The following is a 13,201-nucleotide window of genomic DNA, read 5'->3' as shown; positions in this document are numbered from 1 at the left end:
GAACCCGATCTCCGCGAGGCGCGCGAACACGGCCCGCAGACCGTCCTCGCCGTCCTCGCTCTCAGCCGAGACCCAGGGGATCAGGCTGAACATCTGGAGCGAGACCTTCTCGACCGGGACCAGGATCCGCTCCCCGGGGGGAGTGGTGCCCGAGGCGCTGAACGTGAGTGCGTCGACCTCGACGCCGCCGGTCGAGGTCACGTAGACCGTCCCGGAACCGTTCGGGACGGAGTCGAACGTGGCCTCGACGTCCTGCCAGCCCTCGCCCGCACCGATGGTGACCTCGGCGAAGGGCTCAGCCTCGGCGTCGTCCCAGCGGAGCGAGAGCGTGCCCTCGCCGGTGGCGCGAGCCGTGACGGTGTCAACCGCCTGGCCCGTCGCGGCGTGGTGGAAGCTGATCGGCGTGTAGGCGAACCAGTCGCCCTCGTCGAACGAGGCGACCTTGCCCTGGGCCTGGGCCGAGGCGTCGGCGACGACCTCGATGCCCTCAGCGCTGTCGAACCACTCGGCCTGCTGGGCAACGGGCTTGAGGATGAGCGTGGCCTCGCCGGTCGCGGCGGGGACGTCACCCTGCGCGTTGTCCGTGTACGTCACCACGAGCGTGCCGTAGAGCTTCTCGCCCTCGCCGTGCTCCTGGGCGCTCTCGTTCGTCTCGATGGTGAAGTCGCAGCCACGCCCGGAGACCTCCGGGTGCGCGTGCTCGTTGTGGCCCAGACCGAAGGTCCAGGTCACGCGGTTGCAGTCGACGGCCGAGGCCGGCGCGTCCGGGGCGTCGGCGTATGCGGCGAGAACCGCGTCCACCATCGCCTGCGTCAGCGCACCCTCGGAGAGGGCGATGAGGTCCTGGAGCGGGATCCCGGCGGCCTGCGCGAGCGCACTGGCCGGAATGCCGAGCGCCTCGAGCAGGATCGGCCCGCCGATGGAGTCGTCGAGCCATGCCCCGATCGTGGAGCTCGCGGTGAGGTTCCGCTCAGCGGGCTCCCCGCCGGCGGCGGCGTCGTCCTCGGCGTCGGTCACGGTCACCGAGACGGGGATGTCGTCGCCCCAGCTGAAGAAGGCGCCGTTCGGCACGTCCACGCTGATCTCGGGCGCGGTGTTACCGACCGTGACCTGGACCGTGGCGAGGCCGAACTTCCCGGCCGGGTCGGTCACCCGGAGTGTGACGTCGTACTGGCCGAGCTCGTCGTAGGTGTAGGACGCGGTGGCTTCGCCGGCGACGAAGTCACCGGTGCCCTCGAAGTCCCACTCGTACGTGAGGGACTCGCCCTCGGGGTCGCGGGACGCGGTCGCGTCGAACTCGACCTCGAGCGGCGCGTCGCTGCTCGAGATGGGGTTCGCGGTGACGTAGCCCTGCGGGGTCTTGTTGCCCTCTGCGTAGTCGACGCGGTAGAGCCCGGCGTCCGGGTTCTGCCGGAAGAAGCCGTCGCCGTACTCGAGGACGTAGAGCGAGCCGTCCGGCCCGAACTCCATGTCCATGACGTTGTCCCAGATGGGCTGGGCGACGTCGGCGAGGTGGGCGTTGGGCAGGAAGTTCTCGACCTGGGTGATGACGCCTGCGGAGCTCAGCTCGTCGAGCGAGAGCGCGGCGACGTAGTCCTTGGAGAACTCGGCGAAGAAGGCCTTGCCGTCCCAGTACTCGGGGAACTGGGCCGCGGAGTCGTTCTCGGCGTCGTAGCGGAAGATCGGGCCGCCCATGGGAGCCTGGCCACGACCCGCGGTGAACTCGACGAACTCGTCCCAGGGCTGCTCGCCGACGCTGTCGCCGTAGTAGACCTGCGGCTCGGTGACCGGCGGGAGCTGCTCGAGGCCGGTGTTCCACGTGGAGTTGTTGACCGGGCCCGCGGCGCAGTCGAAGAAGTCACCGGGGGTCGCCGTCGCGAAGTCCCACTCGTTGTAGGCGCCGCCGTCGTTCGGCCCGTGGCAGAACGGCCACCCGCCGTTCATCGGCTCGGTCGTCAGCTGCCACTCGACGTAGCCCATGGGGCCGCGCTGGGGGTCGGCTGCACCGGCGTCGGGGCCGTAGTCGCCCCACACGAGCGCGCCGCTCTCGACGTCGAAGTCGATGCGGAACGGGTTCCGCAGACCCATGACGTAGATCTCCTCGCGCACGAGGTCGGCGTCGTACTCCTCGGAGTCGAAGAGGTTGCCGGCGGGGATCTCGTACGTGCTCCCGGGGCCGGGCTCAGCGTCCGGGGCGATGTCGTCGAGGACGTCGATCCGCAAGATCGCGCCGCGCAGGTCGTTGGTGCTGCCGGCGCCGCGACGGGAGTCGAGCCCGGGGTTCATGCCGGGGGCGTTGTTGTTCGGCGCGTAGCCGTTGGCGCCGGGGGTGCCCGCCGGGGTGTTGTCACCGGAGGAGAGGTAGAGGTTGCCCTCGCCGTCGAACGCCATGTCGGCGCCGACGTGGCAGCACTGGCCGCGCTGGGCGTCGATCTTGAGGATCTCCTGCTCGGAGGCCAGGTCGAGGGTGCGCGTCTCGCCGTCCCACTGGAAGCGGGAAAGGAGGTTGTAGCCGAGCCACTGGTTCCAGTAGGTCTCGGGGTCCGCGCCCTCGGGGAGCTGCTCCGGGGCGCTGCCGGCCGGCGTCGTCTCGGGGTACTCCACGCCAGAGGGCGACGTGCCGGACATGACGCGGGGTGCGTAGACGAGGTAGACCCAGCCGTTCTCCTCGAAGTCGGGGTCGAGCGCGACGCCCTGGAGCCCGTCCTCGGAGTTGGCGTAGATGTCGAGCTGCGCAACCTCGCTGGTCTGGCCGGTGGTGGGGTCCGTCAGCCGGACGACGCCGTTGCGGGCGGTGTGCAGGACGGTGGAGTCGGGCATGACCGCGAGGTCGATCGGCTCACCGGTCTCCTTGGTGAGCAGCAGCTTCTCGTAGTTGTCCCAGTCGGTTGCCGCCTCTGCATCAGCCAGCGGCGCCGCGTCGGCGAGGCCCGCGGCGTGACCGGGGTGCGCGAACGCCCCGCTCATCGTCATCGGTAGAACTAGCGCGGCTGACAGCACTGCCGCCGCACCCCGGGTCGACCATCGGCCAACCCCTGAACGTCTGACCACAATTCCTCCTTGACATGTCCGCAGCGGCCCGACGTTTCGTCCTCGACGGCGATGCCTGCCCCCACGATGGGGCAAGACCTCGCCTTTCATCGGTCCGCTGCTGACTAGTTCTCGGCACTCGTCTGCGAGCGCCTCGGTGCTTCCCTACCGACGACAGTGGCTTCCGTCACAGCCGCCGACGCCCGACCCTATCGATCTTCTGGCGAGAGTCAAACAAAAGTCTGAAGTCACTCGTGAGAAGCAGCCAATGGTCGACGCGTCCTGCCGCGCGTAGTGCCGGGCACCGCGATAAGCCTGGGTGCCTGGCCGCGCGCCCGTGGTGAGTGCCGAACCTCACCGTGACCCGGCGGCCGCCAGGGGTGAGAATGGTCGGATGCCTGATGGCCCCCTGATCGTCCAGTCCGACAAGTCCCTCCTCCTCGAGATCGACCACGCCCGCTCGGCCGAGTGCCGGCGTGCGATCGCGCCGTTCGCCGAGCTCGAGCGCGCCCCGGAGCACGTCCACACCTACCGGCTCACACCGCTGGGCCTGTGGAACGCGCGCGCCGCCGGGCACGACGCCGAGCAGGTCGTCAACACCCTCCTCGAGTTCTCGCGCTACCCGGTGCCGCACTCGCTGCTCGTCGACGTGGCCGAGACGATGTCCCGGTACGGGCGCCTCCAGCTCGTCAGCCACCCGACGCACGGGCTCGTCCTCCACGCCACCGACGTCCCCGTCCTCGAGGAGGTCATGCGCTCGAAGCGGACCGCCGGCCTCCTCGGCGAGCGGGTCGACCCGCAGACCGTCGTCGTCCACCCGAGCGAGCGCGGCCACCTCAAGCAGGTGCTGCTCAAGGTCGGCTGGCCGGCGGAGGACCTCGCCGGGTACGTCGACGGCGAGGCGCACGCGATCGACCTTGACACCGCTGACTGGTCGCTGCGGCCCTACCAGCAGGAGGCCGTCGACAACTTCTGGCACGGCGGGTCGGGCGTCGTCGTCCTGCCGTGCGGCGCGGGCAAGACGCTCGTCGGCGCCGGGGCGATGGCCCGGTCCGGCACGACGACGCTCATCCTCGTGACGAACACCGTCTCGGCGCGGCAGTGGCGCAGCGAGCTCCTGCGTCGGACGTCGCTCACCGAGGAGGAGATCGGCGAGTACTCGGGCGCCCGCAAGGAGATCCGGCCGGTGACGATCGCGACCTACCAGGTCCTCACGACCCGCCGGAAGGGCGTGTACACGCACCTCGAGCTGTTCGACGCGCGCGACTGGGGCCTCATCCTCTACGACGAGGTGCACCTCCTGCCCGCGCCGATCTTCCGCATGACGGCAGACCTTCAGGCGCGGCGACGGCTCGGGCTGACCGCGACGCTCGTGCGCGAGGACGGCCGGGAGGACGAGGTCTTCTCGCTCATCGGGCCCAAGCGCTACGACGCGCCATGGAAGGACATCGAGGCGCAGGGCTACATCGCTCCGGCGGAGTGCGTCGAGGTCCGCCTCACCCTCCCCGACAGCGACCGCATGACCTATGCCATCGCCGAGCCGGAGGACCGCTACCGCCTCGCCGCGACCGCCGACGGCAAGGACCGCGTCGTCACCCAGCTCGTCGCCAAGCACAAGGGCGAGCAGATCCTCGTCATCGGGCAGTACCTCGACCAGCTCGAGGACCTCGGGAACCGGCTCGACGCCCCCGTCATCACCGGGGCCACGACCGTCCTCGAGCGGGAGCGGCTGTTCGGGGAGTTCCGGTCCGGGGAGCTGTCGGTCCTCGTCGTCTCGAAGGTCGCGAACTTCTCGATCGACCTGCCGGAGGCCGCGGTGGCGATCCAGGTGTCGGGCTCGTTCGGGTCACGGCAGGAGGAGGCGCAGCGTCTCGGCCGGCTGCTCCGCCCGAAGCAGGACGGCAAGACCGCGCACTTCTACACGGTGGTCGCGCGCGACACCCTCGACCAGGAGTTCGCCGCCCACCGGCAGCGGTTCCTCGCCGAGCAGGGGTACTCCTACACGATCATCGACGCCGAGGACCTCGCCGCGGCGTGAGGCGGCGGGCGCGGCACGCGGCACGGTTTTCGCGCCACACTTGTGACTCACGGGCCCCGAGGGACGTCTGCGCCGTCGCAGCAGCCCCAGGAGTCACAAGTGTGGCGCGAATCGGACGGTCCCCGACGAGCGGCGCCCGCCGCGGGACCTACGGAGCGCACGCGGCCACCGCGCGACGCACCGCGGTGATGACGCCCAGCGGATCGTTCATGAGCTCTTCGTAGGTGAAGCGCAGGACGACGTACCCCTGCGCAACGAGTTCTCGATCCCGGCGCCTGTCCTCGCGGTACTCGTCTCGACCTGAGTGGTAGGCGAAGCCGTCGCACTCGACGACCACGCACTCCTCGATCAGGAGGTCGACCTCTCCCACCCGGGGAATCTGGACCGCTGCTCGCACAGCGAATCCGGCGGCCTTGAGCGTGAGGCGTGCGAGGGTCTCGATCACCGAGCGGCTACCGCTGTCGCACTGCTCGAGGGCTATGCGCGCCGGCGCGCTCCGCGGACCAGCGACGAGCCGCCGGAGCTCATCCAGTGAGAGGAGGCCCCGGTTGAGCCCCGCGTCGACCATGACGATGGCTTGCCGAGGCTGAAGGCACCGGACGGCCCGAGCCAAGGCTTCGTCCACGGGCGCCAGAGGAAGGCCCGCACTCACCGGCGGTGTCCAGCTCGACTCCCGATGGATGACCGTCTCGACCATGAGCGAACGAGGGCGTCGGGACGTCCCGCGATTCCGGGGCAGGGCGACATGCGTCGCGCGTCCGGGGCGCAAGGTCGGCAGCCCGTAGAACGCCGCCGCGCTCTCGCACGTGATGGTGCCACCAAGGCGCCTCGCGCTGATGGCAGCGGGGGATGTGCCTGGACGTGCCAGCCACCCACCGCCGACGTCCAGGACCTCGCCGGTCTCGAGGGACCTGGCCAGCCCACGCTTGGCCGCGGCGCTCGCCGCGAGCTCGGACCTCTTGCCCACTCCCCCGAGCTCATCCAGCACGTCATGCAGGTACATGGTGCGAGGGTGACCGTCGGGCGCCCATCGGGGCAGCGACGATGCCCCAGCCTGTTCATCGGCAGGCATGGGGCCGAGCCTGGCGAGGAAGGTTGACCGCTGACCTGTGCGAGCCGGGCCGCCGCACCGAGCGCCGGCCGAGTCCCAGTCACGCACCGAGCTGGGCCCAGTCCCGCCCAGTTCCGCGCGGGTCGTGCCTGCTTTGCGCCACACTCGTGACGCGTGGGGCCGTTGTGACGCTCAGCCGGTCGCAGCAGCCCCACGCGTCACGAGTGTGGCGCGATTTCGTCTAGCTCTCGGCGCCGGGGACGTCGAGGTGCGCGGCGCGGGCGATGCGCGCCAGGGTGGCGGCCGTGCGACGGGTGAGGGCAGCGCCATCCGGGTCCGGTGTCCCGGTCGCCACGCGGTGCGCGAAGTGTGAGACCTGGGCCCCGTACTGGTCGCCCGCGACCTCGTTCTCGGTGACATCCCCGCCGCGCTCGAGCCGGATCGTGGCCGTGCCGTCGTGGACATCGGACCGGAAGACGTCGGGCAGGTGCAGCGCTCCCTCGCTGCCGAGGAGCCGCGCCTCGGCCCGGAAGTCCGCGTCGAAGGAGCTTTGCAGGCTGGCGACCACGTCGCCGTAGCGCGCGGAGACCGCCACCCGCGTGTCCGCGCCACCCGGCCGGTCACGGCTGGCGACGACCCCGAACTCGTCCGGCTCCACGCCTGTCAGCCAGCCGAGGAAGTCGACGGGGTAGCAGCCGATGTCGTGCAGCGCCCCGCCGCCAAGATCCGGGCGCAGCCGGATGTCGAGCGGCTCGGCGCGCTGCTGGACGAAGTGGAAGGACGCCTCGACCATCGCCAGTTCGCCGATCGCGCCCTCGTCGAGGAGCTCGCGCAGCCGCTGCAGCTGGGGGTGGTGCCGGTACATGAAGGCTCGCGGGGATGACCTGCTTGCGTGCGATGCGGGCCGCGCCCAGCACGCCCCAGCGGACCTCAGACACTCGGACCTCCTCGTCCACCCAACCTCCTCGTCGCCGAAGCCGTCAGGCTAGCGCCGCTCCCGCCCGCCCCGTTCGTGAGCCGTGGGTCGGCCGGCGCCCCTCCACACGTGGGTCCGCCCGGCGGCGCGGTGATGGGCTTCCGCCGCTTGCAGCCAGGTCGCCCGACGCTGCCCGGCATGACAGACCCGGCAAGGCGGCACCGAGCGGAACCGGGCGACCACCCGCCCCGGCAATGCCCGACGGCCCGGACCGGCGCCGGCCGGCGCGGCGCGCCAGGCGGCGCCCGGTCGTTATTGCGCCCAGGCCACCCGCCAGCGAAGATCGCAGGGTGAGCCTTGAACCCGCACGCCGCCGCCTCGTCTCTGGCGTGCTCCTCGTCCTCCTGCCCGCCGCCGCACTCCTGGGTCTCGTCGCGACCCCGGCCGCCGCCGAGCCGCCGACCAACCTCGCCGCGGAGATCACCGACACCGCCGGGGTCCTCGGCGACACGGGCGAGATCGAGGAGGCGCTCGACGAGCTGCAGGCCGAGACGGGCGTCCAGCTCTTCGTCGTCTACGTCGACACGTTCGACGGCATGGACCGCGTCGCGTGGACCGAGGAGACCTTCGAGCTGTCGGACATGGGTTCCGGTGACGCCATCCTCGCGGTCGCCGTCGAGGACCGCTCGTACTACCTCGGGGGCGACACCGCCATCGTGTCAGAGGCGGTCTACGACGAGGTCGCCGTGAGGTGGGTAGAGCCCGAGCTCGGCCAGGACGACTGGGAGGGCGCCGCCGTCGCCGCCGCGGAGGGCCTCCAGGAGGCCGACGGCCAGGGCGGCGGCGCCGCAGGCGGCAGCAGCTCCGTCGGCATCTCCTTCGGCACGATCCTCCTCGTCGGCTTCGCGATCATCGCCGTCATCATGGGCATCTCCTGGCTCAGCAGCCGCGGCCGCAAGGGCCAGCCGGCGGCCGGGCGCGGCGAGCAGCCCGCCCAGCTCCCCCCGGACCACCCGCTCAACCTCCCGACGGAGGAGCTCAACAAGCGGGCCGGCTCGGCCCTCGTCGCCGTCGACGACGCCGTTCGCAGCTCCGAGGAGGAGCTCGCGTTCGCGCAGGCCCAGTTCGGCCTCCAGGCCACCGACGAGTTCACGGCCGCGCTCCAGGAGGCGAAGCAGCGCGCCTCACGCGCGTTCACGGTCCGCCAGCTCCTTGACGACGACCAGCCCGAGACCGAGCCCCAGGCACGCCAGATGATGGCGGAGATCCTCACGCTCTGCGACGAGGTGGCCGACGTCCTCACCGCCCAGGCGACGCGCTTCGCCGAGCTGCGCGACATGCAGTCCCGCGCGCCGGAGGTGCTCAGCGAGATGGAGCAGCGCGCCGGCGAGGTCGCCCGCCGCGTCGGCGGTGCCCGCACGGCGCTCGACGCCCTCGCCCGCCGCTACCCGCCCGAGGCCCTCGCCTCTGTCTCGCGCAACCCCGACCAGGCCGAGGCACTCTTGGCCGCGGCGCGTGACGCCGTCGCCCAGGGCCGCGCCGAGCTCGCCGAGGACGACGACCGCGCCGCCGCCGTCGCCATGGCGAGCACCGCCCAGGACGCCATCGGCCAGGCAGTCAAGCTGCTCGACGCCGTCGCCCGCGCCGGGGACGACCTCGCCTCCGCCGCCGGGCGCCTCGACACGGCGCTCGCCTCCATCAGCTCGGACCTCCAGGACGCGGAGCGTCTCGCACCGCGCGACCCCCACGTCCAGGCCCGCGCCGTCGAGGCGCGGCGGGCCTTCGAGCAGGGCCAGGCGGCCCGCCAGGGCGGCGACCCGCTCGCTGCACTCGACCGCCTCGCCGACGCCGAGTCCGCCCTCGACGCCGCGCTCGAGCCGTCGCGCGAGCGGAGCGAGCACGAGGCGCGCGCCCGGTCCCAGCTCAACCAGCGCATGGCGAGCCTCACCGCCAAGATCCGCGCGATCTCGGACTTCATCGACACGCGCCGGGGCGCCGTCGGCACCGAGGCCCGCACGCGCCTGTCCGAGGCCTCCCGCCTCGCGCAGGAAGCGAACGCACTCGCCGCGACGGACCCCGTCGGCGCGCTCGCGCTCGTGCAGCAGGCGGACCACCTCGCCCAGGCCGCGCAGCAGCTCGCCGAGCGCGACGCCAACTCCTTCCAGGGCCCGTTCGGCCCCGGCGGCGGCTACGGGGGCGGCCGCAGCGGCGGGCTCGACGTCGGATCGCTCATCCTCGGCGGCATCCTCCTCGGTGGCGGCGGCCGGCACAGCGGCTGGGGCGGCGGCGGAGGCTTCGGCGGGGGCGGCTTCGGTGGGGGCGGCGGCGGCTTCGGTGGCGGTGGCTTCGGCGGGGGCGGGGGCGGCTTCGGCGGCGGTGGCTTCGGTGGGGGCGGCGGCCGGTTCTGACCGGCGCGGCCCGGCCAGTTCGGGCACGATCATGACGACGACACATCACTGAGCGAGACCTCGACAACGAAGGGCAGAAACCAATGACGGAGAAGCAGAGCATCCTCGGCCGAATCGCACAGCTGACGAGGGCCAACGTCAACGCGCTCATCGACCGCGCGGAGGACCCGCAGAAGATGCTCGACCAGCTCGTGCGCGACTACACGAACTCGATCGTCGAGGCCGAGGACGCCGTCGCCGTGACGATCGGCAACGTGCGCCTCGCGGAGCAGGATCACGCCGCCGACATCCAGGAGGCTCGCGACTGGGGCAACAAGGCGATCGCCGCCTCCCGCAAGGCCGACGACATGCGCGGCAGCGGCGACGCCGCCGGCGCGGCGAAGTTCGACGAGCTCGCCAAGATCGCCATCGGCAAGCAGATCGCCGCCGAGCGCGAGGCGCGCGAGGCCGAGCCCATGATCGCCTCGCAGAACGAGGTCGTCGAGAAGCTGAAGTCCGGGCTCACGCAGATGCGCAACCAGCTCGACCAGCTCAAGTCCCGCCGCGACCAGCTCGTCGCGCGCTCGAAGTCCGCGGAGGCGCAGTCCAAGGTCCAGGGTGCGATCTCCTCGATCAACGTGCTCGACCCGACGACGGAGCTCTCGCGCTTCGAGGAGCAGGTGCGCCGCGAGGAGGCCCGTGTGGCCGGCCAGGCGGAGATCCAGGCCGGGTCGCTCGAGTCGCAGTTCGCCGAGCTCGAGGACTACGGCACGACGACGGAGATCGAGGCGCGCCTCGCGGCCCTCAAGTCCGGCTCGGGCGCGCCCAAGCACCTCGAGGCCGCCGGCCAGGGCGACGCCCAGGGCGAGGAGCAGGCCGAGGGGCAGTCGATCTACTGACCGTAGGCGTCGACGTCCGCGCGGGCGGTGCTGGGGGCATGCCCCGGCACCGCCCGCGTCGTCGTTCCGGCTCGAGGCTCGGCCGCGGGCGGCGCCCGCCCAGGATGGTGGGCTCTGCGGGTGCGGGGCGGCCCAGCCTCTGACACCAGGCAGGCAGAGGACGCACGACCCGCCGAGGCACATCGCCGCGCCCCGCCGCCGCGGCTGCTGCTACCCGGCCGCGTCGACGGCGGCCGGCCGGGGAGCCCGCCCGGCTCCTCCAACGCGCGTCCTTCGCGTGGAGAGGCGCAGCCGAAGGCTGGTCACCACGCGAAGGACGAGGCGCTCGAGTGCGACGAACGTCCGCCTCGACACGAAGATCGCGTCGAACGCGATCATCGACAGCGAGAACCACGGCAACCCCATGAGCACCGCGATGCCGACGTGCATGGCGATGATCCCGAGCAGGGCGATCCGGCGGGTCACGGCGTTGAGCAGCAAAGCCGGGAAGAAGAGCTGGACGTACACGGCGAAGTACGTCGCCACGGTCACCATGACGGCATTGGTCGTCATGACCGAGTTCAGCACGGGGAGCACGCTGAACTCCGGGATCGACAGCGGGTAGTACAACGCGGTTCCGTCCTGCCACACCTCCCCCTGGATCTTGAACATCGCCGACGCGATGTACAGCGTGAAGAGCTGGAGTGCGAGCGCGATGAGCGCGCTGTTGTGCAGGAGGTTCGTCATCCACGCCGGCAGCACGGGCAGCCCCGCGAGAAGGCGTCGCGGAACCGAGGTGGGCGGTGCACCGTCCGCCGTCGCGCGGCGACGACGGCGCGCGTCGAGCGACCAGTGCTCAGAGACGTTCATGAAGAGCATGAGGACGAGGCCGATGCGGGCGATGTTGTCGCCCTGGTCCCCGACGAACCCGTTCCGCTCGACGAGCGCTGTCATCCCGACGGCGAGGACGAGAACGCTCAGGCGCGTCCGCCAACCGAGGATGACGCCGCACGCCACCGCCGCGAGGGCGAGGTACATCGCGGTGAAGACGGCCGGCCCTCCCACGGTGAACACCTCGTGGAGCTCACCGAAGGCGGCCCGGGCCCGGTGCGGCTCGATCCACGACGAGCCGTGGCCCCACGTGGCGTGGCGCATCCCGAAATTCGTCACGAGGATCCCGAGCAGCGCCGTGCCGACGAGGATGCGGCTGAAGGAGAGGCCGTAGAGTGCCCTCTTCTCCGCGAGCATCCAGGCCTCCACCTGGCTCTTCGCCTCGGCCACCGGGGTGAGGCCGGCGCGCAGGACGTCGCTCATCGCTCGCCCACCGACTTCGCGACGTACGGCGCGAACAGCGCCAGCGACTCCGGCGAGACATCTGGCGAAGGCCGCCAGCCGTACTGCTCGACACTCGGCTCGACGTCCTCGATCGAGCGCTCGGCGCGGTCCTCGAACGCAGGGACGTGCCTCCTGCCGGTGCGGTACTGCACGTGCGTCACCTCGGCGTCGTAGAGCGCGCCGGCATAGAGCGTGAGGAACTCGGTAGTCATCAGGTCGTTCCTCATGTACGTCTCGATCGCCTGCGGCCCGGCGGCACCGTCGGACTCGACGGCGAGGAGCCGGTCGCGGAGCCCGGTGACCGGCGTCGTGAGGTAGTTCCCGTCGAGGTGGTCGCGCTGGACGTCGTTCATGGCGCGCACAGACGTGTTGATGCGGCCGGCGAGACGCCGGCCGGCGAGGGACATGCGCGGGGGCGCGAGGTTGTGCAGGACGAGGCTGTCCTCGCCGTCGACGACGTCGACCCATCCTGTGTCCCTCGGATCACCGCTGACGGGGTCGACGAGGCGCGCCCGAAACTCGAGGTCAACGGCCACGCGCCGCGGCGTCGGGGCGAAGATGCTCCAGTTCTGCTCGAACACCGGCATGACGTAGGAACGGACTCGCTCAGCCCCGATCGTCTGCCGGATCGCGTTGTCCGGCGCGACCCACGTGGCCACGATGAGCGCGTGGACGAGCACGAGGGCCAGCAAGGGCCACACGGCTACGCGCGCGTAGCGCGGGACCGCGACCGCCCTCGCGCGGGCCGTCGTTGCGGGGGGCTTCTCCGCCATAGGTGAATTCTCCTGGTCACCGACGTGCGACGTGGCCGCACGAGCCCGGCTCTCACCGGTCCCGTGCGGCCACGTCATTCATGGAGCTGTGTCAGGCGTCAGACTCGCACGCGTGCGGACCGGCGGGACGAGCGCAGCGCGAGCCCGCCGAGCAGCAGCGCACCCGCGAGGAGCGCGAGGCTGATCCCGGCGATACCCGTGGCCGGCAGCGTCGGAGAACCGCTCCCACCAGCGACGGGCGCCGGCGCGCCGGCGACCACACGGACCGTGGTACTCACGGTGTCGCCGTCCTCGCCTACCGCCGCGACGGTCAGTGTGCCGAGCGCGGTGCCGGACGGCACGACGAACCGGTCGCTGATGCTCCCGTCCTCGTCGGCCACGACGGTGCTGCGGCCCACGACCGTGCCGGAGCTGTCGGTGTAGATGATCATCACGGTCGACCCGGGCTCGAAGTTCGAGCCCTCGACCGTGACGGTGTCGCCGACCTCGACCTCGCCGGGCGTGGCGACGATGGCGCCGTCGCCGTACTCGTCGCCGTCCCCCGACCCGCCGACGCCCGTGCCGTCGACGCCCGTGCCGTCAACGTCGGTGCCGTCAACGTCGGTGCCGTCGACGTCGGTGCCGTCGACGTCGGTGCCGTCGACGTCGGTGCCGTCGACGTCGGTGCCGTCGACGTCGGTCCCGTCGACGTCGGTCCCGTCGACGTCGGTCCCGTCGACGTCGGTCCCGTCGACGTCGGTCCCGTCGACGTCGGTCCCGTCGACGTCGGTCCCGTCGACGTCGGTCCCGTCGA

General features: G+C 71.7%; 9 protein-coding genes. 3 read left to right on the top strand and 6 right to left on the bottom strand.

Features of this window, described 5'->3' with window-relative positions:
- On the bottom strand, nucleotides 1-2,967 hold a 2,967-nt coding region (locus V2J63_RS15550), incomplete at its 3' end, for a PQQ-dependent sugar dehydrogenase (protein WP_331231905.1).
- 457 nt (nucleotides 2,968-3,424) lie between these two features.
- On the opposite strand from V2J63_RS15550, the gene V2J63_RS15545 reads away from it, so the two are divergent.
- Nucleotides 3,425-5,068: a DNA repair helicase XPB gene (locus tag V2J63_RS15545; protein ID WP_331231904.1), complete on the top strand. Its 1,644-nt coding sequence runs from the start codon at nucleotides 3,425-3,427 to the stop codon at nucleotides 5,066-5,068.
- 148 nt (nucleotides 5,069-5,216) lie between these two features.
- On the opposite strand, the gene V2J63_RS15540 is transcribed toward V2J63_RS15545, so the two are convergent.
- A complete protein-coding gene (locus V2J63_RS15540; protein WP_331231903.1) occupies nucleotides 5,217-6,071 on the bottom strand; it encodes a DUF559 domain-containing protein in 855 nt (284 codons plus the stop codon).
- 289 nt (nucleotides 6,072-6,360) lie between these two features.
- Nucleotides 6,361-6,984 (bottom strand): Gfo/Idh/MocA family protein, encoded by a 624-nt coding sequence (locus V2J63_RS15535; protein ID WP_331231902.1) that lies wholly within the window; start codon nucleotides 6,982-6,984, stop codon nucleotides 6,361-6,363.
- Between the two features lie 401 nt (nucleotides 6,985-7,385).
- Here V2J63_RS15535 and V2J63_RS15530 point away from each other — a divergent pair, with 401 nt between their 5' ends.
- Both V2J63_RS15530 and V2J63_RS15525 read left to right on the top strand, forming a co-directional pair.
- On the top strand, nucleotides 7,386-9,443 hold the full coding sequence (locus V2J63_RS15530) for a TPM domain-containing protein (protein WP_331231901.1): 2,058 nt from the start codon (nucleotides 7,386-7,388) through the stop codon (nucleotides 9,441-9,443).
- Nucleotides 9,444-9,526: 83 nt separating this feature from the next.
- A complete protein-coding gene (locus V2J63_RS15525; protein ID WP_331231900.1) occupies nucleotides 9,527-10,321 on the top strand; it encodes a PspA/IM30 family protein in 795 nt (264 codons plus the stop codon).
- Between the two features lie 210 nt (nucleotides 10,322-10,531).
- On the opposite strand, the gene V2J63_RS15520 is transcribed toward V2J63_RS15525, so the two are convergent.
- The 3 genes from V2J63_RS15520 to V2J63_RS15510 form a co-directional block, all read right to left on the bottom strand.
- Nucleotides 10,532-11,614 (bottom strand): HTTM domain-containing protein, encoded by a 1,083-nt coding sequence (locus V2J63_RS15520; RefSeq protein WP_331231899.1) that lies wholly within the window; start codon nucleotides 11,612-11,614, stop codon nucleotides 10,532-10,534.
- On the bottom strand, nucleotides 11,611-12,408 hold the full coding sequence (locus V2J63_RS15515) for a DUF5819 family protein (RefSeq protein WP_331231898.1): 798 nt from the start codon (nucleotides 12,406-12,408) through the stop codon (nucleotides 11,611-11,613). Before V2J63_RS15515 ends, V2J63_RS15520 begins: the two co-directional genes overlap by 4 nt.
- 98 nt (nucleotides 12,409-12,506) lie before the next feature.
- A partial coding sequence (locus V2J63_RS15510) for an LPXTG cell wall anchor domain-containing protein (protein WP_331231897.1) occupies nucleotides 12,507-13,201 on the bottom strand: 695 nt, incomplete at its 5' end.

Origin of the sequence: Georgenia wangjunii (genome assembly GCF_036421975.1) — a bacterium.
Lineage (GTDB): Bacteria > Actinomycetota > Actinomycetes > Actinomycetales > Actinomycetaceae > Georgenia_A > Georgenia_A wangjunii.
Note: the sequence above shows the minus strand (reverse complement) of the source record. Positions and strands in the feature narration are given on the sequence as shown.